Here is a 24,946-nt window from a genome sequence, read left to right as displayed (position 1 = left end):
ACTATTGAAGAAAATATTTAAACGTAAGGAGATGAGAGTTGGTTTAAAAAATTCATGTGAGCGAGGTAAAGTTATGGTATTTTACAGAAATTTTATGTGACAAGGATCTGCAAATGCATAAGTCGAAATTAAAGTCTAATGAACGGAAAATTATTTTTCTTGCTTCTTTAGGTGGGGCGTTGGAATTTTATGATTTTGTCATTTATGTTATTTTCGCACCAATCATTAGTCAGATTTTTTTTCCAGAAACAGACAAATTTGCTTCATTGATGAGTGTTTATGCGGTTTTTGCCATTGGATATTTAATTCGTCCGTTAGGTGGTCTTGTCTTTAGTCATTTTGGAGATAAATACGGTCGCAAAAAGACGTTCATTTTTTCAGTGCTCTTGATGGCTCTTCCCACGGTGCTTATTGGATTTTTACCCACTTATCAACAGATAGGGATTTCTGCGAGTGTTTTTTTAATTGTGCTTCGTTTATTGCAAGGACTATCAATTGGTGGGGAAATTCCTGGAGCATTAACCTTCACTTGCGAGCATGTTAATCCTCGTTTCAGAGCTCTGGCTTGTGGCATTATTTTCGCTTGCCTAAATTTAGGTATTTTACTGGGCGCGGTGATTAGTTTAATTTTAACCAACCAGCTCTCAAATGCTCAATTATTAAGCTATGGTTGGCGGATTCCATTTGTTTTCGGTGGATTGCTCGGTGTGTTCAGTTTCTATATTCGCAAACAATTGTCTGAAAGTCCCTTATTTCTTGCATTTAAAAATTCATCAGAAAATACACGAGTTCCTTTTGTTGAGGCAATGACCCTTTACTGGCGCAATATTTTGCAAGGAATTGGTTTAACCTGTCTAGGTTCTGTAATGATCAATTTATTATTCCTCTATATGCCTACCTACCTCTCAACGGTTCTTGCTTATCCCACACAACAAGCAACCTTACTCAATACAATTAATTTAGGTTTTTATTCCTTGCTGCTGGTGTTTTTTTGTTGGTGTGGTGATCGGTTGGGCCGTAAAGTGATTCTTTTAATCGGATCGGTTGGGTTTATTTTGTTAAGTTATATTTTATTCGTTACTTTATCCCAACAGACCACTTTGTTACTTATAGTAAGCTTATTTATTTTTGCTATATTAAGTAGCTCTATTATGGTTTATCCCAGCATACTTGTTGAGTTATTCCCGGTGCCGATTCGTTATACTGGGATTGCTATTTCCTATAATCTGGCATTCGCTTTTTTTGGAGGGTTAACCCCGTTTATTACGACTTATTTAATCCAGTCATTAAATAGTAATCTTGCTCCCAGTTTTTACCTAACTTTGAGTGCCATTTTTTGTTTCGTTGCAGTATTAACTATTAAAAAATTATATGTGGAATCGGGAGATGGATTATGAATTTTGCAAAACAAACGGTGGTTTTTATTTTCTCTTTATTATTTTCTCTAGCACATGCTGATAGACCTTTTATTATTGATACGGATGTAGGAATCGACGATGAATTAGCGATGTTCTATTTGTTAGCACAAAAAGATATCGAAATTAAGGCAATTACCGTGGTAGGTACTGGAGAATCACATTGCCCAGCAGGATTGCGGAATGTTGCTGGATTATTAGCATTGACGCATCATGAAAACATTCCATTAGCTTGCGGGCGCGATACACCCATGGCTGGTACCCATCAATTTCCTAATTGGCTTCGTAAACAAGCAGATGATTTAGCTGGTGCTGCAAATTTGTTGCCCATAGTTGAAGTATCCAACTCACAAAGTGCAATGCAATTGTTGAAATCTACTTTAAAGAATTCAAAAGATCCAGTTGAGATTTTAGCTATTGGCCCCCTAACAAATCTGGGGGAGTTAGTGACTCAAATGCCCAGGATAAAGAATAAAATTAAAAGGATTTATGTTATGGGTGGTGCCGTAGATAGTACGGGGAATCTGATTGAGTTAGATCATTCAATTCGAAATAACACTGCAGAATGGAATATTTACGTTGACCCTCATGCTGCCGACAAAGTATTTCGTTCAGGAATTCCTATTACTTTGATTGGTCTGGATGTAACTAATCAAGTTCCGGTAACTAAAGAGTTTTATCTGAAATTAAAACAAAATCAAAATAGTTTGGGTAATAAATTTTTTTATGAGCTTTTTCATCGTAATGAAGCTGAGATATTTGACCATAAGTGGTATTTTTGGGATGTGCTTTCAGCAGTAGTAGCGCATGATAGTTCAATTGTTAAGTCAATAAATAAAAAATTGAGCGTTGTATTAAACCCGGAAGATCAATCAGGTACTACTAAAGTGGATAAAAAGGGGAATATTGTCCGTGTATGTACTGCAGTAAACCAGGAACAACTTGAAACGATCTTGATGGATACGTTAAAAAAGACTTCCTAAGGGATTGAAGTTAGCCTGGGCGCAACGAAACTTCACCCAGGCAACATAACTTTAATTGGGTACAGAACGTTCTTCTTCGAAAAATTGTACTTTTCCGGTTTTGATATCATGTAATCCTGCTACAATCCCTACTTGTTTTTTAGTAATTAAATCTTTAAGAATGGGACTTCGTTCTTGCATCTCTCTGACGATTCTAAGGGCATTGGCTTTAGCCATAGCATCAATTAATTTGGGATCCGAGCAATTTTTTGTTCCTTGCTCTTCCATGCTCATTTGTACCACAGGTTTAATTTTATTTATCACATCAGTCAAATGGCCGAGTTCTACACCACTGCATGCACCGCTTACAGCACCACATGAAGTATGTGCTAAAACAACGATGAGTCGAGAACCCACTACTTTAGTTGCAAATTCCATGCTGCCTAGAATATCATCATTGAGTACATTTCCTGCAACGCGCAAGGTAAATAAATCAGCTAAGCCTTGGTCAAAAAATAACTCCGGAACACTGCGAGAATCCATACAATTAAGAACAACTGCAAACGGATATTGTCCGTAAGAAGATTGGTGTGCTTGTTTTAAATAATCTCTGGGAATGGGGGTATTGTTTAAAAATCGTTGGTTTCCATCTTTCAAACGTTGTAATGCCTGTTTGGGTGTCATGTTTTGTTGTTTGGCTTGAGTTATTGTTTTTCCTAAAATAGGTACTTCTGCAGCAGGTGTGCTTGCCATGCTTGTGATAGCCCATGTCAAACCAAAAGTTAAGGCCAAGATTTTTGTTAGGTATTGCATTGATATACTCCGTTTTTAATTAGAAATCGTCCTTCAGTGATAATAACTTAATCTTAAAAACGCATATACTTTTTTTAAAAAATTTATTTTCCTTAGAAAACTGATGTAAATAATCGTATTTGTAGCCTTGAATTTTAACAAATCGACTCTATGTTCCTAGATATGTAAAACAACATTAGGAGAGGGTTATGAGTATTGTAAGACGTGATTATTTTCCTGTATACAATGAAATCGGTTCGATTTTGGATAGTTTTTTCAAAGGGCAACAAGACTCTTCTATAGTAGATACGAGTACATGGACCCCACCTGTCGATATTAAAGAAGAGAAGGAGCGCTTTTTAGTTCTAGCGGATGTACCAGGTGTGGATAAGGATAACATCCAGATATCATTAGAGCATAATATTTTAACACTTCGTGGAGTACGCCATTTTGAGAAAACTGAAAACAAAAATGAGTACACACGAATGGAGCGCTCACAAGGTCAATTTTATCGCCGCTTTAGCTTGCCGCAAACAGTAGATGACGCAAAAATAAGTGCTAAATACAGACATGGGGTTCTGGAAATATCGATTCCAAAAAAGGAAATGGCAGTTGAGAAAAAAATTGATATTACAGTAGAAGAGTAATTCAGACTATTCATAGGAAATCTAAAGTGAAACTCAGAAGGTTGATGTAGGAGTACGATTCTGGGTTTCGCTTCTATTGATCGTTCTAAAAAGAATAAATTTTTTTATAACTCCCGTATTTACCGCGCTTATACGTATGTCGAGGTAATAGGCTTCATGTATTCTGAATTCTTTAATCAAGATTGGATACTGCGCCTGAGCGCAGTATGTAGGCGGAAACAATTACGAGAATCTAGGCTTAGAGCGGATCAAGAGACACTATTCTCGAGTTTTAATGAGAAAATACGAAGGCGATGGTTATCGGGATCCAACGCGACAAAGGTATAGCCAAAATCCATCATTGTTGGTGCTTGGGCAATTTGAATGTTTTCTTTTTGCCAGAGCGTGTGAAGTTCGTCAACTAAAGAGTCATTTTGGACTTGCAACGAAAGCTCACTACCCCCACCATTTGCTGCTGCAGGCGGCTCAACGGTGTGTTTTGACCATAAGCCGAGCCGCATACCTGATTTTAATAAGAACATGACAAAAGTAGGTGATGATTGAATAGGCTGAGAGTTGAATAAACGCTCATAAAATTGCTCGCTCACCTGAGGATTATCAACATAAAAAATTATTAAATTAGGATCAAGATACATTAAAGTCTCCTTTTAATTGAATGGAGATTTAGTTTAAACGAGCGTACTGACAGTTTTTGTCAGTAGTGATTCGGTCTAATCATAAACATATGGATAACGAGGGTATTTGGTGATTTAATATCGCCAAAAATGCCTGCCCGATAGGCAGGATAGGAACTATTAATAAGGAAGTTGATCATGAATAATTTCTACGTCGATCCCGATATAGCAAAAGCTTCTACATTACCCTCACGTTTTTATACGTCAGTTGATTGTTTCGAACAAGCCAAAGAAAAAATCTTTGCGAGGACTTGGCAGTTTTGCACCAGCACAGATAGTTTGCGATTAGAAGGGCAGCTGGTGCCTTTTACTTTATTGCCTGGATTGCTCGATGAGCCCTTATTATTTGTCCGTGAGGAACAAGACCGTTTTCATTGCCTTAGCAATGTGTGCACCCATAGAGGAAAAATTTTGATTGAAGCTCCCTGTTCGGCAGAGAAAATTAAATGCTCCTATCATGGACGTCGATTCAATCTTTGTGGGGAGTTTCTCCATATGCCTGAATTTGAAAAAACGTGTGATTTTCCAACGTCAAAGGACAATTTGGCAAAAATCCCTTTTGATTGCTTGGAAAAGCTATTTCTTTTTGCTTCACTCGCACCATTAGTTCCCTTTAGGGAAGTATTTGCAGATATAAGGGAACGTCTTTCCTGGCTGCCCATCGAAAGAATGCGTCTGGATATTCATCGTTCCCGTAATTATGTGGTTAAGGCACACTGGGCATTGTATTGCGAAAACTATCTTGAAGCCTTGCACATCCCTTTTGTTCATCATTCATTAAGAAAAGTAATTGATTGTACTACCTATACTACAGAGCTTTATCGTTATGGTAATTTGCAATTGGCGCTTGCGAGCCATGGTGAGGAACATTTTGATTTACCTAAAGACTCACAAGATTATGGCAAACAAGTCGCTGCTTATTATTACTGGATTTTTCCAAATACAATGCTTAATTTTTATCCCTGGGGATGCTCTGTGAATGTAGTGAAACCATTAGGACCGGCATTAACTAAAGTTTCATTTCTTACCTATGTGCTTGATGAAACCAAATTAGGTAAAGGAGCAGGCGGTGACTTGGATAAAGTAGAGCGTGAGGATGAGGCAGTTGTGGAATCAGTCCAACAAGGAATTCGTTCTCGTTTTTATGAAACTGGGCGATTTTCTCCTACCAAAGAACAAGGGACTCATCATTTTCATCGATTACTTTGTGAATTTCTTAATGATTAATAGATAAATGGATGGGGTCAATTATTAGGTGACCCTGCTCTAAGAAAATAAACTCTTCTGTCTAAGGGCCGGATTTATCCGCCGGGTACAAATTTCTAGATCCCGCAAATACCTTGTGGGACGTAGAGATAATAATGATAGTGGGAGGGCCTTACTCTTCTTCGATTCAAGGATTGATTGATGCACGATTTAGCACAGGAGCCTTCGCTGCAACGAAAGCTCAATGCGCGTATATTGGGAATGATAACCCTAGGTGGTTCTATTGGAACTGGAATTTTCTTAGCAAGTGGAAGTGCTTTATCTATAGCGGGCCCGGGAGGGACGCTACTGGCCTACTTGATTATGGGAATTATGGTCTATTTTCTAATGGGTGGTCTTGGGGAAATGGCGGCATTTATGCCGACCAGTGGTTCATTTTATGTTTATGCTGCTCGCTTTTTAGATCCTTCTTTAGGATATGCCCTGGGTTGGAATTATTGGTATAGCTGTGCCATTTATATTGCCTCAGAAATTTCAGCTTCCGCATTAATTATGCATTTCTGGTTTCCTGAAAGCCCATCATTTATTTGGTGCTCCATTTTTCTCTTTTTGATTATTGGTTTTAATGCGATATCGACTAAAGCATTTGGCGAGGTGGAATACTGGCTTTCTTTTATCAAAATTTCCGTGGTGATTCTCTTTATTGTGACGGGATTTTTTCTAGTTCTTGGATTTGCAGATTATAAAGCAGGTGGTTTTCAAAATTGGCGTATTGGTGATGCTCCCTTTCATGGGGGATGGATTGGTGTTCTGGGGGCTTTTGTGGCTGCAGGTTTTTCTTTTCAAGGCACTGAATTAATTGGTGTAGCTGCAGGAGAGAGTTCCCATCCTCAGAAGACAATTCCTAAGGCAATCAAAATGGTTTTTTGGCGGATTCTCATATTTTTCATTTTATCCTTATTTGTTATTAGCCTTTTAGTTCCTTATACCGCATCACAATTAGTCAGTTCTGATGTAGTGATGAGCCCCTTTACCTTAGTATTCCAACAGTTTAATAAAACATTTGCCGCGATGCTTATGAACGCTGTAATTCTTGTTGCCATTATTTCAACAGCCAATTCGAGTATGTATGTGGGGAGCAGAATGCTTTGGTATCTTGCCAAGGAAGGTCATGTTCCTCGAATTTTTTCTTTGGTGAACCGCAGAGGAATCCCTGTGTATGCTTTAACATTAACCAGTTCGGTTGCAATGCTGGCATTTTTATCGTCCGTTTTTGGTAATGGAACAGTTTATTTTTGGTTACTCAATGCAACAAGTCTTTCAGGGTTTATTGCTTGGATGGGAATAGCAGTTAGCCATTATCGTTTTCGTAAAGCGTACTTACGTCAAGGAAAGGATCCGGCAAAACTTCCTTACCTGGCAAAAGGCTACCCGTTTGGACCCGTGTTTGCTTTTAGTATCTGCATTATTGTGATTGGCGGCCAAAATTACGCTGCGCTGACCACAACGCCTATAGACTGGTATGGGTTACTAATTTCTTACCTAAGCCTGCCCCTTTTTCTCATACTTTGGCTAGGACATAAATGGATAAAAAGAACAAAAATCATACCATTACATGAATGTAAGTTGGACTATGAATAAGTGAAGTGATCTTTTAGTTGGACAATCTGGTACTTAACGTAAAAAAACTAGAAATCTTCTGGCTTGAGTATTGGTGTGATTGCTTGTGAAAATATATATAACATACTAATAAATAAATGATATGATTCAATGATAATACTAACTCCGAGTGAAATTAAAGAGATAATTATGGAAATAATAGCAATATTATTTGCCAACTTGCTTTCCGTTGTGTTTTTTCATAATCAATTTCCACTTGGCGCTCAAGATTTAAGGCCTCGATACCTTTCTTAATGCTACTAGTTGGCTGCACCTGTCTTTTCAAGAAGTTTAGCTCTTTAATTTTAGATTTTGCTATACACTTTTAACATATGTAAGAGAATTTATTGTTATATGTTATATCCACATAGGAAGATTAGCCATGTCGGAATACATCAGGCAAGGATGGAGAGGGCGGCTTACCTTCACGCAAATACTGTTTGGGAAACATTTTGGATGGTTTGATGACGTAGCTATTGTGATAGCCTAGACTGGCTTTTATCTCTTTTTAGCAATGGCCATTACATCATTCTCAAAACAAAGCATCTGGATCTATATCTCTGCGATTTATGGCATTGGTTTTTATATTTGGTTGATCAGGGCATTTTGGGGCTCTGCAAATCAAGCCAAAAATAGCACGCAGGCTACTTTAATACGTATTTTTACTATCTTACTCCCTATAATTTCTCTTATTTTTTTTGTTCTAATCCTCATTTATTGGATAATAACCGCATTGATTAATAGTTTTACCCAATGATAAATTTCCATGAGGGTTTTAAGAATAATCTAAACTTATGGCAGTGGAATAGATTAAAAACATGTCAAGGAAATATTCACAATTCCAAGGTCTGATCCCCTGGGACAACGCTGATCAAGATTTTTCATGACCACCTAAAAGCATAATGAAAATTCCAACCTTAAATTCTCAATGATGAGTAAACGGAAGTTTCCAGCTCTAGAACCTCTTTTTCTCGAAGACATTCCCTTTCTTTATGATATATTTTCACAAGGGTTGGATTATCAAATATTTTAAGATGCAAGGATTTGGATTTTTCTAAATCGGCCTCTTTACTAACTAATTCCAGTAAGTAATTGATACTGGGGAGATAATTTGATGGGGGGCTAGGTAAATTTGCTTTTCGGCTTTCCTTTAAAGAATCTTGAAATAAAAAATACTCACTAAATTTACTATAGATGGTAATTAAATCACTTATCGAAAACATCATCACCAATCTACTTTTTAATAGCATCAAACTGTTTTCTACAGAAGATAAAGGTAAATCTTTTAAGGAGAGGCTATTCTTACGAAGAACTTCTTGAATTAAGTCTGGAGAAAGACGATTACGATGGTTATATATTATGTTACATAAATCATTGAGCTCTAAATTTCTTAAATTGTGATTTTTTAGTAGCTCTAAAGCGGCATCGAAATCTGTTGGCGCTTTTGATTTAAGCTCCTCAAACCCATTTCGAAGCTTCTCTTGTTGTGAGCCTAAATTAAAAATTCGCAGCTGGGAAAAATTGTTTTTGTTTTTAATCTGGAATTTATCTTTCAGATGCTTTTTAATTGCTTCTTTTTCAGCCTGTAGAATCACTTTGAGGGTGGCACTCTTTGAAATAATATCCATACATTCTTTTTTCTCATGTTTTTCAGCTTCCAATAAGATACGATGGATTCCAGGAACTTGGGCTGGAGGTGGAGTAAAGCCAGAATCGCGGGCTTGATTTAAAGCATCAATAAACAAACGATCGTGCCGGTGCGCATAATAAATATGAGCTAACTCGATGGCGGTGAACTCTAAATAAACTCTGCTTTTCAAAAACAGTAAAGCATTTTCGACAGATGCTATTGCCAGAGATTCTAGGGAAAGATAATTTATGGCGAGGATGCTGTGAAGTTCCTTAAAATCAATTTGCTTGCGATGTTGATAAATAAGATGACCCAACTTCGAAGGATCAAATTCATTGAGATCGCATGCCAAAAGTTTTAAAAAGAAACTCAAATGGTGTTGTGCTTTTTGAAGTAATTCATGTCTAAGATGATTCTGGTCATTTGTTTTCGTATCACCTTTTGCCTGGAAAAGACCTGCAAAAAATTCTTCAGAATCTTGAATATCTTCGATGTTTTTAATTTGTTCGATTTCTTGCTTAACATTTTTTATCAAAAATTCATCGATTTCTTCTTCTTGATGATTTATGACGAAGAGCTCATTTAGCGTATTTAGTCTTTTTGTTGCAGCCGCATTTATAGCTTTAATCTTTTTGTTGTAAGCTTCATTCACTTTGGGATGTCCGGTAGGAAAACCTAGGTATTTTTCTGCTTCTTTTAAGCGAGGATCTAAGGAGATAGCCTCCACATGTGCGATCTGAGCCCTTCGGTGGTATTCAACCTCTTCTTCGTTAGATCCGCTATTTTTTTCTAGAAAATCTTCAATTTGCTGTACATAAGCAAGAATTAGCTGCTCTGCCTGACGATATTCTCTATTCTGGATTATTCCGGAAATAACCGCTGTGTGGAGCGGATGGCTTTTATCATTTCTAATTTCGGCAAGAACTTCATTAATTTCATTTTGAGGTGGTTGTTCGTAGTTCAAAAGCAACTGAATAAAGCCGGCATCAGGGAGACTCATGCACAACAATCGAAAAAATTCTTTTTTATTCCCATAAGCCATGATCATTTGTCTGATTATTATAAGTTGTTCTTGCGCGTCTTCTGCAGAAGGCTTAGACGAATTAAGAAGTAAATCGAAATATGGGATTTGAGAGTGAAGTTGAACACAAGCTTCTAAGCATTGCATTGTAAGAAAACGCCTTCCCCCTTCTGTTGCTTGGAAGGATAGGAGCGCTTTTAATAAATTAACTCGTGCATCGATGTATCTACGCGTATATTTTGTACATTGAAGTAATGTTTTATTTAAAGTTTCTCTAGGCTCATCGAGATTCAACACAAAGAATCGGGCTTCTCTTTTTCTTAGTTCTTCCTCACTAAATACTTCAGTTTTACTGTTATCCCAAGGATTGACCAAATGAAAATATACGATTGGACCTGGTTTTTCGTGTACAACTTCAAGCCGATGGACCCTAAGAGTATGAACAGAATGTATTTCCCCAGAAGCATCGGGCGAACCATACTTCATATCGACAACAGTTGATGGTGTATAGGGGGAAATTGATTCATTCATTGTTTTTATGTATTCAACTGGAGCAGGGTAAGCTTGGGTTCCTAGTAGATGACTCACAAAACCAGCTGCGGCATTCGTTCTTTCATATCGATTATTAAAGTTATGAGCCATAGCACTAATATTAGGCGCAGTGCCAAGTGAGCCGATAAAATAATAAGAACTCAGATGCTCAATTATCTTTACAGCAAGTGAGTTAGACTGTACTCCATATTTATTGAATCCAATTTGGTTTCTATCAATTCGCTGCAACTCCTCCTTGGGTATTGTAAAAACATCATGTCCTGTGGTCCTGTCCTGGGTGTAGTGATATTTCGCAGTAATATCGGTCCATACAAGAAACTTACTGTAATGATTTCTTGGGAAACGGACTGTAACACTACCATCACTATTTTCGGTGAACATTTGCTTGATATGCGAACGACCTCCCGCTACTTCATTGAGGTAGCAATCCAAATGAGCCAGTAAATAACAATCACCTACTTGCTGTTGCCTAATATGTACATACTCATTATCATTTGGAAATAAAGGGGTCATTTTGTATACCTAATGTAAAAATATATTCAAAAATTTTCAAAATCCTTTTCAGGAACATTCCTATAAACCTATTGAAGCATTTAATTTAAAAAATGGATTTAAATTATTCAATTGGGTTAAATTGTAATCATGTTGATGGTGTTTGTATAGGTGGTTTTTTGGGAAATTATGTTTTCAAAAATGGAAATAAAAAGAATCATCATGGAGAAGTAAAATTATTAAACCGTTCAAGTCTTAAATTCTTCCGCAAAACCGCATGGGCAAGAACTAAAATTGCGACAATTAAAAATTACTGGAGTAATAAATAGTATGACGGATGTTATCATTAATAAAAAACCTGTTCAACTTCTTAAAACTCTTAAATTTGAAGGTATCGCCTCAAATGGAGCAGAAGCTCAAGATATGATAGCTACGGGCAATGTCTTAGTAAACGGCATAATAGAAAAACAGAAAAAAAAAGATGGTTGCAGGAGATGCGATTGAATTTAAAGGTCAAATCTTTCGACTAAAGTTAGCGACTTAACATTTTCTAACTCTTGGTCGGAGACCAGAAACTAGAAACGGCACTGAAGTTCTATAACGACGCTGTTTCTGATTTTTTTTATAATATTTAAGTCACCCTAGAAAACAACCACAACAATTAAGACCAATGGAAGTACATTGGTTAAAAATGTCTTTGGTTACTCGCTTGGTTATATGTAACTATCAACGTCATGAGATAAATTTCATATTACTAGCAGCTTACTACCAGGGTGTTAATGTTGTTATCATTATAAGCAAAATCAGCGATCTTGGTCTAAAATTTTAGTATTATTTCCCTGTTTCAGCTGCCTTCTGATACAACTAGTCAATATAAATGGAGCATCCTAAAAAATTAATAGGCTCCCAATGACGATACTAATTTTTTTAGATCACTTACTCTTATTTACTTATCCTATACGCCTCATTAATATGAAACTATATAGCAGGACGTGAACCCCCATATTCTTGGGCATCGGTGCTTGATGTTGAAGAAGGAATTAACAGCAGATCCTACTATAATAACAATTTATTCTGCGGAAAAAATTTATGCTAAATAAAAACCATGTACCAAACATTATTATTGTCGGCGGTGGTGCAGGAGGAATGGAGCTGGCTGCACTGTTTGGTAATAAATATGGAAAAGAGGGTAAAGCCACCATAACTCTAGTGGATTGTTCTGCAACACATATTTGGAAACCTTTACTACATGAGGTAGCTGCTGGAAGCTTGTTTACCAATGAAGATGAAATTGATTATCTTGCTTATGCTGCAACACATCATTTTCATTTTGTTTTAGGGGCACTCGAAGGTTTAGACCGAAGTAAAAAAGAAATTTATTTATCTCCTTTTTACAGTCATGACCGAGAAGTACTTCCAAAACGAGCACTTTCATACGATATATTAGTCATCGCAGTGGGGAGTGTTGCTAATGATTTTGGTATTTCTGGTGTACGTGAACATTGTTTGTTTTTAGATAATATTCCGCAAGCAGTTTATTTTCATCGTGAATTATTAAATCACTTCATGCGTCTTTCTCAGCAGTCAGAACAGGGAATATTTAATCTTGTCGTTGTCGGGGGAGGTGCTACTGGGATTGAATTAATAGCCGAATTAAACAGTTCAGTCCATGAGATTATAAATTATGGCATTGGCATTCAGCCCGAAATTATTTCTTTTACGCTAATTGAAGCAGCAAGCAGATTATTGACAGCACTTCCAGAACAGCTTTCAGAAAAAGTGTTTACTGAGTTAACTAATATGGGTGTAAAAATCTGTGTTAACGAACAAGTTAATGAGGTTACAGAAAAAGGTTTGCATACCAAATCAGGACAATTTATTCCTGCAGATCTTATTGTCTGGACTGCTGGTATTAAAGCTCCAGATTTTTTAAGGCAGTTGGACGGTTTGGAAGTAAACCACATCAATCAATTGTTAGTGAAACAAACCTTACAAACAACCCTGGATGATTCTATTTTTGTTTTAGGTGATTGCGCCAGTTGTCCACAAACTCTCTCGGATAAAACTGTGCCACCACGCGCACAAGCAGCACATCAGCAAGCACAATTTTTGTATAAAAACTTCGATAAATATTTAGAGGGGAAACCCCTTCCTGTTTATCATTATCAGGATCATGGTTCTTTAGTTACCATGAGCCACCATGTAGTGGGAAATTTGATGGGTAAAATTACTAATAGTCTGATGATAGAGGGTAAGCTAGCCCGTTTATTCTATCTATCTCTATACAAGCAACATCAAATTTCTTTATATGGTTGGTGGCGAGTGTTCTTACTCACTCTATCAAATGTATTAAGTCGCAGAATAAAACCACGACTCAAATTGCACTAAAAGATGCATCATAATGGTAGGCTGAAAAAGCAAAACGGTATTGGGGATTATTCCAATATAACTTCTCTTTTTTTTACATAAAAATGATAGGACGCAATATGTGGGAGCAGAATAAAAAAGAGTATTTAAAACGTCTGTCCAAAGTTAAACCGTACCTGAAGGACACTAAATTTGTTGCAGCATGCGACCTAATCAACGTATTGTCCCAGCTCATTCACTCAGGTGATCGGGTATGTATCGAAGGAGATAACCAAAAGCAGGCTAATTTTTTGGCTGCGGCATTGACTCAATTGAATCCTTCCAAAATAAATCATTTACATATGATCCAATCCGCTATTGCCTTGGCCGAGCATCTCGATATTTTTGAAAAAGGAATAGCAGAACGAATTGATTTTGCTTATTCAGGACCTCAATCAATTCGTCTTGCGGATATGGTAAAAAATAAAAAAATCAAAATAGGAAATATTCATACTTATAATGAGTTATTTGGTAGGTTGGTTACTGATTTAACCCCCAATGTTTGTATGTTGATGGCTGATAAAGCAGATAAACAGGGCAATTTATTTACCGGAGCAAATACAGAAGAAACGCCCGCACTTATCGAAGCTACTAACTTTAAAAACGGCATAGTAATTGTTCAAGTCAATGAAGTGGTGCAACAATTACCGCGAGTCGATATTCCTGGAGATTGGGTTGATGTTATTGTTCAAGGTCCAGAACCCTCTTACATTGAACCACTTTTTACCCGGGATCCTGCACAAATAGATGAAGTGAAAATATTAATGGCGATGATGGTGATCAAAGGGATATATGCACCTTATCAAGTGAATCGATTAAATCATGGAGTGGGTTTCAATACCTGTGCCATTGAATTACTTTTGCCTACCTATGCGGCATCACTAGGGCTAAAAGGAAAAATATGCCAGCATTGGGTTGTAAATCCTTTACCTACCTTGATACCCGCTATTGAAGCAGGATTTGTAAAAACCATTTACCCGTTTGGGGGCGAAGTAGGTATGAATCGCTATGCGGCTGCTCGCCCCGATATCTTTTTTACAGGTAAAGAAGGATGTTTGCGTTCGAATCGAATGTTAGGTCAGTTAGCCGGACATTATGCCTGTGATGTGTTTATCGGCGCAACATTGCAAATGGACCTTGAGGGAAACAGCTCTACAGCGGTTGAAGGTCGCATTGCAGGTTTTGGAGGGGCTCCAAATATGGGTTGTGATGCTCCTGGCCGGCGTCACTCCTCCTATGCTTGGTTAAAAGCAGGGCAAGAGCGCAGTGACGCTTTGGGAACAAAAATGCCTCGAGGAAGAAAATTGGTAATTCAAATGGTAGAAACATTCCAGAGTTCTACGCAGCCCACCTTTGTAGAAAAGCTGGATGCCTGGGCCTTGCAAAAATCAATGAATGCTGATTTGCCCGCCGTGATGATTTATGGAGATGATGTTAGTCATATAGTAACCGAAGAGGGGATTGCTAATCTCCTTATGTGTCGAGATCTTGAAGAACGAGAACAGGCAATTCGTGGCATCGCAGGATATACTGAGATTGGAATGTTGCGGGATAGGAAAAAAGTGGATGAATTGCGTCAGCGAGGGGTCATTAAGCGTCCTGAAGATTTAGGAATTAAAAGGTCCGAGGCTACTCGAGATTTATTGTCAGCGAAATCGATTCGTGATCTTGTTGACTGTTCCAAGGGGCTATATGAGCCGCCTGTAAAATTTAGAAATTGGTAGGACAATAATATGGAAATGATGGAATTTCGGTTTGCACTTTCTGGAGAACGTTTGCGAGGCAAAAAAACGATTTGTGGCGTTGTTGGCTCGGGTAATCTAGAAGTCATTATTGAGGAAAGTCCGAGTTCTGAAATACTATTTACGATTCAGACAGCAGTGGAACATTACAAGCCTGTGTGGAAAATGGTCATCGGGGATTTTGTCAATCAATATCAACCCATTGGTTTGCAGTTTACTCTTAATGATAACGGAGCGACTCCCGCAGTTGTTTTATTACGTTTAAGTCAGGCATTGGCTGAATTTCAGGGTAATTGCAAAATAGGTACTAATTATGAAGAGCTTGATGCCCGTGAGCGAATTCAGGTTATTTTGGATGAGGGATCCTTTACTGAATGGCTCACTGATGAAAAGCAATACAGTCCTCATTTAGCTGCTTTAAATTTGCCAGGACAAGCCGATGACGGTATTGTCATCGGTTCGGCATTGTTGAAAAAAAATAAAGTAGTTGTTGCTGCCCAGCAAAAAGATTTCATGGGGGGGCCGTTGGGGAAATTCATGGGGCAAAACTTACTGGTTTATTCAAAGCTGCAATTACAACCCAAGCTAAAGCAGTGATCCTCCTTATTGATAGCGGGGGTGTGCGGTTGCATGAAGCAAATGCAGGGGAGCTAGCAATTTCAGAAATAATTCGCGCTTTGTTCGAAGCACGCCATCATGGGATAACCACTATAGGTGTTGTTTGTGGAAGAAATGGTGCTTTTGGGGGTATGGGAATTATTTCTGCATGTTTGGATTATCTTGTAATTAATGAAGTAGGACGCATTGGAGTCTCTGGCCCTGAGGTTATTCAAGCGGTCGCTGGAATTAAAGCGTTCAATTCCCAAGATAGGGCGTTGGTATGGCGTGTATATGGAGGTAAAACCCGTTATTTGCAGGATATTGCTCAAAGTTATGTGGGCTCAAATGTGGTCGCAATACGTTCTGAACTGATTGCAGGTCTTGATAAGTGTACTCCTTTGGATCTTAACTCTATAAAACAAAAGCATAACTTGTTAAAAAAACGTGTCCAGGAAACGCAGGGATACCAGGAAGAAGGAGCTTACCTTAATAAAGTTGCCCCAAAGTATGCTGCAACTCTTTTTGATATGAATGAAGAGGAATTTTTAAATGCAGCAAAAAGTATAAAATCGTAGCCCATCATCCCTCGCTGCGCTCGGGATGACGAGGTTTTCCGCTGTACGATTCATGCAGAAGGAATAAGAAAAAAATGATTGCATTAAAAGATCTTCTCAAACAGATATTTTCTCAGGAAATCAACTTAACAGAGAATCAATCTGTTGTTTACGGTCAGGGGATACTAAATAATGAACCGATTCATCTTCTTGGTGTAAAAGAATCAACTTTCCTGGGTGTAGAACAAGCGTTAATTATGGCTCAGCACCTAATCGATATTCTCGAGAGTCAATCTAAAGCTCCTGTTTTACTTTTAGTCGATGTTGCGGGGCAAGAATTAACTATGCGGGATGAATGGTTGGGGATGCAACAATATTTTGGCCATTTGCTTGAATGTCTGGAGTGTTTACGTCGCCAAGGAAATACTTTGATATCACTTGTGTATAATCAAGCATTAGGCGGCGCTTTTATTGCCTATGGCTTAATGGCAGATACCATTTTAGCCTTGCCTGATGCCCACTTGGCTGTGATGTGGCTGGAGGGCATTGCCAAGGTAACCAAAATAGAATTGAGTACACTTGAGGAGCTTAGTAAGACCCTACCTGTTTTTGCACCTGGTGTGCAAAATTTTTACGAACTTGGGGGAGTGCATGAGATCGTAAATCCATCTGAACTTGCTGCAAAAATTGAAGGAGTTATCCAAAAAAATAGTAATAAGGATGATCGAGCACTCTTGGGGTACAACCGGGGAGGCAGGAAGCTTGCTTATTCGATTATCAATAAAGTAGCCAATCATTTATGAATCCAAAACGACATCATTTAATTTATCTTCAACCTAATGCTGATTTTACTATTGCTTCATTTCATGAAGAGAAACAAATGATTGAAGAACAGGTTAGGCTTTGGCTGGTAAAAGGTTTGCCTTGTATTTATACCAAACAATTAGTTCCTCAAGAAACCGTCAGTCTTGGGGTAACTCTTTTGTTGGCTAATAAAAAACATCGAGTTGGTTTACGAGTTAATCCATCATTTGTGCGCCAACAAAGTCCACTTCCCCAACTCATCAAGATGGATAATTTTTTTTCCCGCTATTATGGAATCACGGAGTTATATCGTATTCTTGAATTGTATTTAATTTCTGATATCGCGGTGTACGGCTCATTTTTATTTCAATATTTAACCGAAGATTCTTTTGTTAGTCCGGATTCAGACCTAGATATACTCCTCAATTACCAAGGATATTCTCTAGTTGCCCTCCGCGAGTTAATTGACGCATTAACCCACAAATTTAATCGAACGATTGATGGAGAGGTACGTTTTCCTGGTTTTGGTGATATTCCCATCAGAGAGTTACTCAATTTATCTGCAAAAAAGATGTTGTGTAAGAGTCTGCACAGGGTTAGATTATTATCAAGAATTGAACTTTATGAATACTATCCTATGTTGTGAACGCTCACTTGCCAAACTGGCGGTGCGAGCCCTATATTTTGAAGTTAAGGCCTATCCAAAACCTGGGTTAGTCAGTTTTGTGGATCCTGGTGCCCATCATGACATGAATGGGGAGACCTTTTACCGTAGCCTATTTACCTTACGGCATTACTTCTATCAACTTACAAAAAAGGGATTAATTAAAAATTCTTTTGCTGAATTAAAGCAAGTGGCTATTAAGGCGGAACAGCGCATGCTGGAAAAAACGGGGGGAATCAACACCCATCGGGGGGCGATTTTTGCTTTGGGTATATTCTGTATTTCAGTGATGAGGTTGGCGCAAGAAAAGAAACAATTCACTCCTTCGGAGGTTCATCAGCAAATACTAAAAGATTGGCCAAAATATTTGGCAGACCATCTTGAACATCCCGAAAGCCACGGGGCATTAGTACGTCAGAAATATAAGGTGATTGATGCGAAGCAAATGGCGATGCAGGGTTATGATCTGATATTTCAATTACTACCAACCTTTATTTCACTTTTTATTGAGACTCAATCGTTGGATACAATCTGTTTATTTGCTTATTCAAAGCTTCTACTGCATGTGGATGATACCAACATTCTTCATAGGAAGGGTAAGTTAGGTTTAGATTATGCAAAAGAGAAGGCCTCAGAATTATTAGCAATTCAATGTGTGCAGACTCGTCATAAAAAGGCATTGGAATTACATCAACTTTTTTCCAAGTTAGGAATTAGTCCAGGGGGAGTGGCCGATTTAATCAGTGTATTATTATTTTTAGGACAATTGTTTTGCGACCAACTACGAGACTATTCTGATTCTAAAAAATTTTTAGAAAAGACAACTATACTATGATAAAAAGGCACCGAGTTTCTAGGAGAATATCTTGAATAGGGAGAAAGTATATGGAACCTAGTAATAGTCTATCGCAAGCAGAAATTATACCTATTCTTTCTCGAGCCACTATTTTTACAGGTATCGGTTTTATTGAGCAAAAAATGCTTGCTGATAAATGTGTTATTGCTAACTATGGACCCGAAGAACTCGTCATAGAGCAAGGTGAAATAGGGGATAAGCTATATATTATTATTCGAGGTACTGTTCAAGTTTCTATAAAAACCCAATCTATGGGGTGGAAACGTATTAATACTTTGGGTCCAGGCGATGTGTTCGGGGAAATTGCAATTTTACGTAATATTCGAAGAACGGCGCGTATTAGTACCCTAACAGCTTGTCAGTTTCTTACGATCAATGCAAAGGATTTTTTGGGAGTTTATCAATATTTTCCTGCGCGAGCACGAGATAATATTCAATTGGTAGTGGCCAAGCGATTACAGGAAAGTGGGGCTCATGTCCGTTTGTAACGAGTGTTTTTCACCAATTAACAATGCAGCCATGGATTTCTGCTAACAACAAATGATCGCACTAATATTGATCAAATAAATGTGCATTCCGGAAATTAAATGGAAACAAATTTTATTAATATTATTTTAGGGTTTATAGAAGGATTTTGTTTAATAATTTCTCCTTGTATCTTGCCGATTCTCCCAATTTTTTTAGCGGGTTCACTCTCCGGATCCAAAAAAAGACCTATGGGGATTATTGTTGGTTTTACTTTATTTTTTTCTTTATTAGTGTTCTTTTCTCATCAATTAGTGCGTTATTTAGATATTGATTTTAATTTAGTTCGAGAGATTGGTTATGCCATTTTGTTTCTTTTAGGCATTATCATGATTTCTAATTATTTAACTGAACTATTTGGGAAAATAACACAAGGGCTTACCCGTATAGGTAGCTTTTTTTCGGTTGCTAATAAACCCGAGGGTGGATTTTGGAATGGACTTTTTTTAGGCGGGATCATTGCAATTATTTGGACTCCTTGTGCAGGTCCAATTCTGGCTGCCATTATTGTGCAAACAGCTTTACAGGACACGACAATTATTAGTTTCTTTACGTTGATTGCGTTTGCTCTTGGAGCTGCAATTCCTATGTTTATTATTTCACTATATGGGAAAAAATTAATTAATACATTCACCTTTTTTAAAACACGAGCCACTCTTTTTCGTAAATTCTTAGGAGGGGTAATTATTGCGAGTGTGGTGTATATGGTTTACTTTGAAGGAGGGAGCGTTTCATCTTCAGTGACTCCACAAACAGGAATTAAAACGTCAAATTCCCTCATCAATGGCTTATGGTTTACTTACCCAGCGCCACCCATCCAAGGGATTAGTGCCTGGATAAATTCGCCTCCTTTACGCTTAAATGATTTGCACGGAAAAGTAGTTTTAATCGATTTCTGGACCTATTCATGTATCAATTGTTTGCGCACCATACCTTACATCAAAGATTGGTATAATCGTTATCATGATAAAGGTTTAGTAATTATTGGTATCCATACGCCGGAATTTGATTTTGAAAAAAACTTAGATAATGTCAAAGCGGCGGTGAAGCGATATGGAATACTCTATCCGGTAGCACTTGATAATCAATTTGTAACCTGGAGGAATTATCAAAATCACTACTGGCCTGCGCATTATTTAATTAACGAAAAGGGCTATGTGGTGTACCGACATTTTGGTGAAGGTGAATATGATGTTATGGAGAATAACATCCGCTTTTTATTGGGGGTAAAAGATCTCAGCACTTTAAAATCTTTAAAAGGTATTTCTTTTAACCTTACCCAAACACCAGAAACCTATTTAGGGTATGCAAAAGCTGATCCTGAGTACAGTCCAGAACTCATAAAAGATAAAACCAGCCAATATCATTTTTCCGATAAATTATCATCTAATGCATGGAGTTTGGATGGGCTATGGGAAGTTAACGCCCAAAACATTATATCTTCAGAAGCAAACGCTGCGTTAAAAATTCACTTTAATGCCCGGAAAGTCTATGCAGTTATGGGAAATAATACCGTAAATCCTATCACGGTTAAGGTCATAGTCACTGACCCATCCTCAGGAAAAAAATTACAAGAACGTACGATCGTTGTCGATAAATACTCCCTTTATGAGTTAATTTCGCAAAAAAAATTCACTAATGGATATTTACAAATTATTACTAGCGAGCCTGGAGTTAAAGTGTATACCTTTACCTTTGGAAGTTGATAATTCTTTCCTTATAAACCGTTCTGTTTCCCTGAGATCATGACTGAAATAATCAATAAATTATCTGATCTTTATTTTTTAATAATGGAAAGAGTTTTTTTTACTTCAGCAACAATTTTTCCTTCTTTATCAGTTATAGGAATGATAAATTCTGAATCAATTTTTTTCGCTTCATTGACTTCATGCCGAATGTTTTCAACCTGTTGTGGAGAGAGTTTAAATTGTGCATAAAGGGTGCCTTTAGCAGGTATTTTATAACGAATTGACGCTGATTTATCCCAAACTACATACCCCTTCCCTAATAAATGCATTAACATCAACATATAAAAAGGATCAGTCATAGAATACATGGAGCCACCATAATGCGTTCCCACATAATTCTTGTTCCAAAAACGCATTTTCATCTGGACGACAATCTGACTACCATCAGAATGAAAACTTTTTACACTAATTCCAGCACCCCAAAATGGCGGCCAAAATCGTATCAGCCTTAATAGTGTTGAGAACTTCATTGGTTAATCCAGTTAAAATTAAAGGCTACAAAATCCTTATTTTTTATTTTAAATCAATTTCAATAAACATTATACTTCGTCCTCAACTCGATTTACTCTCCATGATTTATTAACTCATTCAGTCAATAAATTAAATTAAGGAATGCTTTGTGCTGATACGGCTTTTTCACAAAGTATGAGTAACGTAGATGCGATTTGTTTTAATTGTTGATCTTGTAAATGATATTTTTTACCTAATTGAATAGGATCAGTGAAACTTAACCAAACCTGTCCCCGTTTATCTTCTGTAACCATGATTCGCAAGGGTAAATCAAGCGCAACGGCTGCATTCTCTTGCATCAATGCTGTTCCTTTCTCAGGGTTACCTATGATCAGTACCTCAGTAGGTGGTAGTGTTTGATTCACCCTTTGAGCTTCACTACTGTGATCAATATGGGCAAATATTTTTCCCCCTTTTTGGGTAATCATGTCAGTGATTCGTTCTATAGTTTGAGATACTGAATAGGGGCTTTGCAGTGTTTGTGAACCTGACCCTTCTGGAGCTGCCAGTTTAATATTAAATGCGGCTGCAATTTTACGGGCTAAGATATCTAAATCAAATAAATTCTCTTTGTTGGCTAAAAGAGTGACACATAAAAGCTCATCCGGTGCGGTAAAACGACTTAAAAAAGCTGAAAAACCAGGAACGTTGCCTTTTATTTCCATTAAGCCAGGATGGCCCGGGAATAACCAGCTCGCATTTCCGGGAATCACTATATTATTATTTAAAGTAATACACTGATAGAGGAAATCCCTATGTTCTGCTTCTTTAATTAAAATACTTCCCGCCAGACCGATATCCCATCTGCTGATATTTTCTGCGGAAGCCATGATCCCACTATGCGCAAAAGTAGTTGTCCAAGTAAGCTCTGGAGCCGCCTTATTATCTGCTGTATAACCTACAGCGGCCTCTATTGGATCTATATAAGAGGGGTTATGTAAAAACTCACTATGTTTAAAAGGGGTTGTCCCATTATTCACTTCATTGGCTATGGAAGAGGTATTTTTGATAAACGATGTGCATTTCAAACCAACGCGCTCAATCTGATTTTTGGTAACATAAGCTTCATAACTCATGCCACTGAGGTTTTCAATAATAATTCCTAGTAAATAATAATTTGAGGCACTGGGTTTCATTTTGGTGCCTGAAGTAAATAATAAATTTGGATCCTTAATTAAATTAAAAATCTCTTCAGGGTGATAATCTTTATGATATGAAAAACCTTCACATTCTGAATAATCAGGAATGCCTGAACTGTGAGTTAATAATTGTCCAATGGTAACAGCTTGCCATTCTTGAGGTAAGGATGATATAGAAGCTGAAATCGGATCCTCTAACTGTAGTTTTCCTTCTTCGAGTAATTGCATTATAGCTACCGCAGTAAAAGCATGCGTTAATTGTCCAACAGGAAAGAGAGTATGAGGGGACACAAGAAGCTTTTTTTCTGTATTCGCAAGCCCATAGCCAATCACCCGAGTAATATAAGGCGCTTGTACAATGGCTAAAGACATTCCAGGAATGTTATTTTCTTCCATATATTCAATGATGAGATCATCTACAGAATGACCTTGGTACAGAGTATGAAAATCGCCGCGTCCACTACCTGAACGAGTATTCATTATTATTCCTTTGCTCGATCCACAAACTATTTTTAGTATAGATGAGGATTCAGGAGTTGTAACTTCGCTTAGACGTATCCTTTGACTAGTTTCTCGACCTTTTTTCTAACTATTTATCTGTTCCTTTTAATTACTTGGGATACCCGTGGTAAAAGAGAAATACAAGAGGTATCCTAATTTCTGTGATTAACTAAGTACTGCAAAATTAATGAGTATTAACATGATAAGAATTGAACTTCTGCAAAATAATCTTAATGCGATCCCTGAACTTGCTCTAATGTGGCAAGAAGGACTTGGAAAAATTTGGTTACCTGGTGTGCCCCTCCACGTTGTTGAACAGCGTTTTCTTGACCATGCAAATAATGAAACCTTGCCAATGACCTTTGTGGCATTTGATGAGGAAAAAGCAGTGGGCATGTGCAGTTTACGTGAAAATGATGGGATACGCCCAGATTTAATGCCATGGTTAGGCTCTTTAACTGTAAAACCCGAGTATCAAAGACAAGGACTAGGTCAACGACTTATTGATGTTACTAAAGAACAAGCAAAAAAAATGGGATATGAAGTACTTTATCTCTTTGCTTTTGATCGAACAATCCCAAGCTATTACCAATCATTAGGATGGAACATTATAGGTAAAGACACCTTCAAAGGACATCCTGTAACTGTAATGGAAATCATAATATAAACCTTAATGATCTTCCAAATATACCCTTAGTAATCCTAGGATGGGCATTAATAGAACCCGGGTTTCTTAAATTGGTAAATTTGTTTTTTTGCGTTTTTTATAATTCTTTACTAGCCTTTAGTTTGCAATAAAGAAGATTTTTATTAGCAAAAATTATAAAGGAGAACAAAATGAACCAGAATATTTTTCAAGGTAAATGGATGGAAATTAAAGGTCAAATGAAGCAATTTTGGGGCAAACTCACTGATGATGACCTTAAACAAATTGAAGGCAACCAAGAAGAAATTTTTGGAAAATTAAGAAAACATTATGGTTATAGTGAAGAAGAAGCTAAAAAAGCAGTGAAAGACTTCCAAAACAAAATTCATCATTAATAGTTAGTTAGGAATTTAAAAGGAGTTTTAAAATGGAGAACAGAGGAATTGTAAAATCCGGAGAGATTACTGGGGCTAAAGTTATGAATTCTGCCCATGAAGACCTAGGTGAAATAGCCGAAGTTGTTATAGATAAAGAATCCGGAAAAGTGAATTATCTGGTATTAGATTTTGGAGGCTTTTTAGGCTTTGGAAACAAGTTTTTTGCAGTGCCCTGGAATTTATTTTTATACAATAACAAAGAAGACTGCTTTGTTCTAAATGTGGATAAAGAGCGTTTGAAGAAAGCCCCAGGTTTTGATAAAGACCATTGGCCCAATTTTTCTGCAGCTGAATTTAAAACTACTATATCAGGTTTTTATACTGGAGATAGACAATGAAAATTTTATCAGGACTCTTATTTAGTACGCTCGTTTGTTTCTCTGTAGCTTCATTTGCAAATGATGAAGCAACGAGTTCGGATTCTAAAACTAAAACTTCAATGAGTTCAAATTGGGTTTGTACTACCAATGCAAGCTCTAGTGACAAAAAAGCAGATCAAGATGCTGATAAGAGAATGTCAGAGCATGCCGGTTCTGCTGCTAAATCATTTTCTTTTGCACAAAAGCATTGTAGAGACTGTACACAAATCACATGCGACATCAAAAAATAATCCAATTTACCTGCATTCTTTACAAGAATGCGGGTAATTTCTCTTAAAAATTATTGTTTTTCAAATAATTAAGTGTATTCCTTAGTTCACCTTGATTTACAAATCAATTATTTTTTAAATTGATTTGAAGAATTAAATAATTCTTCCTATGCTA

24 protein-coding genes are annotated in these 24,946 nt (G+C 37.2%); 19 read left to right on the top strand and 5 right to left on the bottom strand.

Translation table 11 applies throughout. The features are described 5' to 3' along the window. Nucleotides 1-113 precede the first annotated feature (113 nt). Nucleotides 114-1,397 (top strand): MFS transporter, encoded by a 1,284-nt coding sequence (locus HBNCFIEN_RS12135; RefSeq protein ID WP_182391341.1) that lies wholly within the window; start codon nucleotides 114-116, stop codon nucleotides 1,395-1,397. Continuing rightward, complete coding sequence (locus tag HBNCFIEN_RS12130; RefSeq protein ID WP_182391340.1) at nucleotides 1,394-2,398, top strand: nucleoside hydrolase; 1,005 nt, start codon at nucleotides 1,394-1,396, stop codon at nucleotides 2,396-2,398. The genes HBNCFIEN_RS12135 and HBNCFIEN_RS12130 overlap by 4 nt, the downstream gene beginning before the upstream one ends. A gap of 51 nt (nucleotides 2,399-2,449) precedes the next feature. Here the strand turns inward: HBNCFIEN_RS12130 and HBNCFIEN_RS12125 are convergent, their stop codons facing one another. After that, entirely contained in the window at nucleotides 2,450-3,130 is a 681-nt protein-coding gene (locus HBNCFIEN_RS12125; RefSeq protein ID WP_255464417.1) for a carbonic anhydrase family protein, read from the bottom strand. Between the two features lie 248 nt (nucleotides 3,131-3,378). Here HBNCFIEN_RS12125 and HBNCFIEN_RS12120 point away from each other — a divergent pair, with 248 nt between their 5' ends. Then, nucleotides 3,379-3,816 (top strand): Hsp20/alpha crystallin family protein, encoded by a 438-nt coding sequence (locus HBNCFIEN_RS12120; protein ID WP_182391338.1) that lies wholly within the window; start codon nucleotides 3,379-3,381, stop codon nucleotides 3,814-3,816. A gap of 248 nt (nucleotides 3,817-4,064) precedes the next feature. On the opposite strand, the gene HBNCFIEN_RS12115 is transcribed toward HBNCFIEN_RS12120, so the two are convergent. Further along, nucleotides 4,065-4,451 (bottom strand): VOC family protein, encoded by a 387-nt coding sequence (locus tag HBNCFIEN_RS12115; RefSeq protein ID WP_182391337.1) that lies wholly within the window; start codon nucleotides 4,449-4,451, stop codon nucleotides 4,065-4,067. 177 nt (nucleotides 4,452-4,628) lie between these two features. Between HBNCFIEN_RS12115 and HBNCFIEN_RS12110 the strand changes: the two genes are divergently transcribed. Together HBNCFIEN_RS12110 and HBNCFIEN_RS12105 are read left to right on the top strand one after the other, a co-directional pair. Further along, nucleotides 4,629-5,717: an SRPBCC family protein gene (locus tag HBNCFIEN_RS12110; protein WP_182391336.1), complete on the top strand. Its 1,089-nt coding sequence runs from the start codon at nucleotides 4,629-4,631 to the stop codon at nucleotides 5,715-5,717. A 180-nt stretch (nucleotides 5,718-5,897) separates the two neighbouring features. Beyond that, nucleotides 5,898-7,337: an amino acid permease gene (locus tag HBNCFIEN_RS12105; RefSeq protein ID WP_182391335.1), complete on the top strand. Its 1,440-nt coding sequence runs from the start codon at nucleotides 5,898-5,900 to the stop codon at nucleotides 7,335-7,337. 935 nt (nucleotides 7,338-8,272) lie between these two features. On the opposite strand, the gene HBNCFIEN_RS12100 is transcribed toward HBNCFIEN_RS12105, so the two are convergent. After that, nucleotides 8,273-11,071, bottom strand: a complete 2,799-nt coding sequence (locus HBNCFIEN_RS12100) for a hypothetical protein (RefSeq protein ID WP_182391334.1) — start codon at nucleotides 11,069-11,071, stop codon at nucleotides 8,273-8,275. A gap of 273 nt (nucleotides 11,072-11,344) precedes the next feature. On the opposite strand from HBNCFIEN_RS12100, the gene HBNCFIEN_RS12090 reads away from it, so the two are divergent. The 10 genes from HBNCFIEN_RS12090 (at nucleotide 11,345) to HBNCFIEN_RS12050 (ending at nucleotide 20,907) form a co-directional block, all read left to right on the top strand. Then, nucleotides 11,345-11,554: an RNA-binding S4 domain-containing protein gene (locus HBNCFIEN_RS12090; protein WP_255464208.1), complete on the top strand. Its 210-nt coding sequence runs from the start codon at nucleotides 11,345-11,347 to the stop codon at nucleotides 11,552-11,554. A 585-nt stretch (nucleotides 11,555-12,139) separates the two neighbouring features. Beyond that, nucleotides 12,140-13,438, top strand: coding sequence for an NAD(P)/FAD-dependent oxidoreductase (locus HBNCFIEN_RS12085; protein ID WP_182391332.1), 1,299 nt, complete (start codon nucleotides 12,140-12,142; stop codon nucleotides 13,436-13,438). A 98-nt stretch (nucleotides 13,439-13,536) separates the two neighbouring features. Continuing rightward, nucleotides 13,537-15,180: a malonate decarboxylase subunit alpha gene (mdcA, locus tag HBNCFIEN_RS12080; RefSeq protein ID WP_182391331.1), complete on the top strand. Its 1,644-nt coding sequence runs from the start codon at nucleotides 13,537-13,539 to the stop codon at nucleotides 15,178-15,180. 9 nt (nucleotides 15,181-15,189) lie between these two features. Beyond that, nucleotides 15,190-15,795 (top strand): malonate decarboxylase acyl carrier protein, encoded by a 606-nt coding sequence (gene mdcC / locus HBNCFIEN_RS17745; protein ID WP_255464207.1) that lies wholly within the window; start codon nucleotides 15,190-15,192, stop codon nucleotides 15,793-15,795. Beyond that, entirely contained in the window at nucleotides 15,732-16,373 is a 642-nt protein-coding gene (locus tag HBNCFIEN_RS17740) for a hypothetical protein (RefSeq protein ID WP_255464416.1), read from the top strand. The genes mdcC and HBNCFIEN_RS17740 overlap by 64 nt, the downstream gene beginning before the upstream one ends. A 74-nt stretch (nucleotides 16,374-16,447) precedes the next feature. Further along, nucleotides 16,448-17,155 (top strand): biotin-independent malonate decarboxylase subunit gamma, encoded by a 708-nt coding sequence (locus HBNCFIEN_RS12070; RefSeq protein WP_182391330.1) that lies wholly within the window; start codon nucleotides 16,448-16,450, stop codon nucleotides 17,153-17,155. Further along, entirely contained in the window at nucleotides 17,152-17,802 is a 651-nt protein-coding gene (locus tag HBNCFIEN_RS12065) for a phosphoribosyl-dephospho-CoA transferase MdcG domain-containing protein (protein WP_182391329.1), read from the top strand. Before HBNCFIEN_RS12070 ends, HBNCFIEN_RS12065 begins: the two co-directional genes overlap by 4 nt. Continuing rightward, on the top strand, nucleotides 17,780-18,655 hold the full coding sequence (locus tag HBNCFIEN_RS12060) for a triphosphoribosyl-dephospho-CoA synthase (RefSeq protein WP_182391328.1): 876 nt from the start codon (nucleotides 17,780-17,782) through the stop codon (nucleotides 18,653-18,655). Before HBNCFIEN_RS12065 ends, HBNCFIEN_RS12060 begins: the two co-directional genes overlap by 23 nt. Nucleotides 18,656-18,705: 50 nt before the next feature. After that, nucleotides 18,706-19,164 (top strand): cyclic nucleotide-binding domain-containing protein, encoded by a 459-nt coding sequence (locus tag HBNCFIEN_RS12055; protein WP_182391327.1) that lies wholly within the window; start codon nucleotides 18,706-18,708, stop codon nucleotides 19,162-19,164. Between the two features lie 99 nt (nucleotides 19,165-19,263). Beyond that, nucleotides 19,264-20,907, top strand: coding sequence for a cytochrome c biogenesis protein DipZ (locus HBNCFIEN_RS12050; protein WP_182391326.1), 1,644 nt, complete (start codon nucleotides 19,264-19,266; stop codon nucleotides 20,905-20,907). A 71-nt stretch (nucleotides 20,908-20,978) separates the two neighbouring features. On the opposite strand, the gene HBNCFIEN_RS12045 is transcribed toward HBNCFIEN_RS12050, so the two are convergent. Continuing rightward, nucleotides 20,979-21,419: a DUF4442 domain-containing protein gene (locus HBNCFIEN_RS12045; RefSeq protein ID WP_182391325.1), complete on the bottom strand. Its 441-nt coding sequence runs from the start codon at nucleotides 21,417-21,419 to the stop codon at nucleotides 20,979-20,981. 135 nt (nucleotides 21,420-21,554) lie between these two features. Beyond that, nucleotides 21,555-23,078 carry a serine hydrolase gene (locus HBNCFIEN_RS12040; RefSeq protein ID WP_182391324.1) on the bottom strand — a complete coding sequence of 508 codons (1,524 nt, stop codon included), beginning with the start codon at nucleotides 23,076-23,078 and terminating at the stop codon, nucleotides 21,555-21,557. 220 nt (nucleotides 23,079-23,298) lie between these two features. Between HBNCFIEN_RS12040 and HBNCFIEN_RS12035 the strand changes: the two genes are divergently transcribed. The 4 genes from HBNCFIEN_RS12035 (at nucleotide 23,299) to HBNCFIEN_RS12020 (ending at nucleotide 24,792) form a co-directional block, all read left to right on the top strand. Next, complete coding sequence (locus HBNCFIEN_RS12035; protein WP_182391323.1) at nucleotides 23,299-23,766, top strand: GNAT family N-acetyltransferase; 468 nt, start codon at nucleotides 23,299-23,301, stop codon at nucleotides 23,764-23,766. Nucleotides 23,767-23,936: 170 nt separating this feature from the next. After that, nucleotides 23,937-24,140 (top strand): CsbD family protein, encoded by a 204-nt coding sequence (locus HBNCFIEN_RS12030; protein ID WP_182391322.1) that lies wholly within the window; start codon nucleotides 23,937-23,939, stop codon nucleotides 24,138-24,140. A 32-nt stretch (nucleotides 24,141-24,172) separates the two neighbouring features. Further along, nucleotides 24,173-24,520, top strand: a complete 348-nt coding sequence (locus HBNCFIEN_RS12025; protein ID WP_182391321.1) for a PRC-barrel domain-containing protein — start codon at nucleotides 24,173-24,175, stop codon at nucleotides 24,518-24,520. After that, nucleotides 24,517-24,792: a hypothetical protein gene (locus HBNCFIEN_RS12020; RefSeq protein WP_182391320.1), complete on the top strand. Its 276-nt coding sequence runs from the start codon at nucleotides 24,517-24,519 to the stop codon at nucleotides 24,790-24,792. The genes HBNCFIEN_RS12025 and HBNCFIEN_RS12020 overlap by 4 nt, the downstream gene beginning before the upstream one ends. Nucleotides 24,793-24,946: the final 154 nt, after the last annotated feature.

Origin of the sequence: Legionella sp. PC997, from assembly GCF_014109825.1 — a bacterium.
GTDB lineage: Bacteria > Pseudomonadota > Gammaproteobacteria > Legionellales > Legionellaceae > Legionella.
Note: the sequence above shows the minus strand (reverse complement) of the source record. Positions and strands in the feature narration are given on the sequence as shown.

What these genes read in the sequence shown, in the direction of transcription:
- HBNCFIEN_RS12055 (WP_182391327.1), top strand. Translation starts at nt 18,706, where the DNA reads ATGGAACCTAGTAATAGTCTATCGCAAGCAGAAATTATACCTATTCTT.
- HBNCFIEN_RS12085 (WP_182391332.1), top strand. Translation starts at nt 12,140, where the DNA reads ATGCTAAATAAAAACCATGTACCAAACATTATTATTGTCGGCGGTGGT.
- mdcA (WP_182391331.1), top strand. Translation starts at nt 13,537, where the DNA reads ATGTGGGAGCAGAATAAAAAAGAGTATTTAAAACGTCTGTCCAAAGTT.
- HBNCFIEN_RS12060 (WP_182391328.1), top strand. Translation starts at nt 17,780, where the DNA reads ATGAATACTATCCTATGTTGTGAACGCTCACTTGCCAAACTGGCGGTG.
- HBNCFIEN_RS12135 (WP_182391341.1), top strand. Translation starts at nt 114, where the DNA reads ATGCATAAGTCGAAATTAAAGTCTAATGAACGGAAAATTATTTTTCTT.
- HBNCFIEN_RS12110 (WP_182391336.1), top strand. Translation starts at nt 4,629, where the DNA reads ATGAATAATTTCTACGTCGATCCCGATATAGCAAAAGCTTCTACATTA.
- HBNCFIEN_RS12030 (WP_182391322.1), top strand. Translation starts at nt 23,937, where the DNA reads ATGAACCAGAATATTTTTCAAGGTAAATGGATGGAAATTAAAGGTCAA.
- HBNCFIEN_RS12100 (WP_182391334.1), bottom strand. Translation starts at nt 11,071, where the DNA reads ATGACCCCTTTATTTCCAAATGATAATGAGTATGTACATATTAGGCAA.
- HBNCFIEN_RS12105 (WP_182391335.1), top strand. Translation starts at nt 5,898, where the DNA reads ATGCACGATTTAGCACAGGAGCCTTCGCTGCAACGAAAGCTCAATGCG.
- HBNCFIEN_RS12025 (WP_182391321.1), top strand. Translation starts at nt 24,173, where the DNA reads ATGGAGAACAGAGGAATTGTAAAATCCGGAGAGATTACTGGGGCTAAA.
- HBNCFIEN_RS12020 (WP_182391320.1), top strand. Translation starts at nt 24,517, where the DNA reads ATGAAAATTTTATCAGGACTCTTATTTAGTACGCTCGTTTGTTTCTCT.
- HBNCFIEN_RS12125 (WP_255464417.1), bottom strand. Translation starts at nt 3,130, where the DNA reads ATGGCAAGCACACCTGCTGCAGAAGTACCTATTTTAGGAAAAACAATA.
- HBNCFIEN_RS12045 (WP_182391325.1), bottom strand. Translation starts at nt 21,419, where the DNA reads ATGAAGTTCTCAACACTATTAAGGCTGATACGATTTTGGCCGCCATTT.
- HBNCFIEN_RS12120 (WP_182391338.1), top strand. Translation starts at nt 3,379, where the DNA reads ATGAGTATTGTAAGACGTGATTATTTTCCTGTATACAATGAAATCGGT.
- HBNCFIEN_RS12040 (WP_182391324.1), bottom strand. Translation starts at nt 23,078, where the DNA reads ATGAATACTCGTTCAGGTAGTGGACGCGGCGATTTTCATACTCTGTAC.
- HBNCFIEN_RS12130 (WP_182391340.1), top strand. Translation starts at nt 1,394, where the DNA reads ATGAATTTTGCAAAACAAACGGTGGTTTTTATTTTCTCTTTATTATTT.
- HBNCFIEN_RS12050 (WP_182391326.1), top strand. Translation starts at nt 19,264, where the DNA reads ATGGAAACAAATTTTATTAATATTATTTTAGGGTTTATAGAAGGATTT.
- HBNCFIEN_RS12070 (WP_182391330.1), top strand. Translation starts at nt 16,448, where the DNA reads ATGATTGCATTAAAAGATCTTCTCAAACAGATATTTTCTCAGGAAATC.
- HBNCFIEN_RS12035 (WP_182391323.1), top strand. Translation starts at nt 23,299, where the DNA reads ATGATAAGAATTGAACTTCTGCAAAATAATCTTAATGCGATCCCTGAA.
- HBNCFIEN_RS12115 (WP_182391337.1), bottom strand. Translation starts at nt 4,451, where the DNA reads ATGTATCTTGATCCTAATTTAATAATTTTTTATGTTGATAATCCTCAG.
- HBNCFIEN_RS12065 (WP_182391329.1), top strand. Translation starts at nt 17,152, where the DNA reads ATGAATCCAAAACGACATCATTTAATTTATCTTCAACCTAATGCTGAT.
- mdcC (WP_255464207.1), top strand. Translation starts at nt 15,190, where the DNA reads ATGGAAATGATGGAATTTCGGTTTGCACTTTCTGGAGAACGTTTGCGA.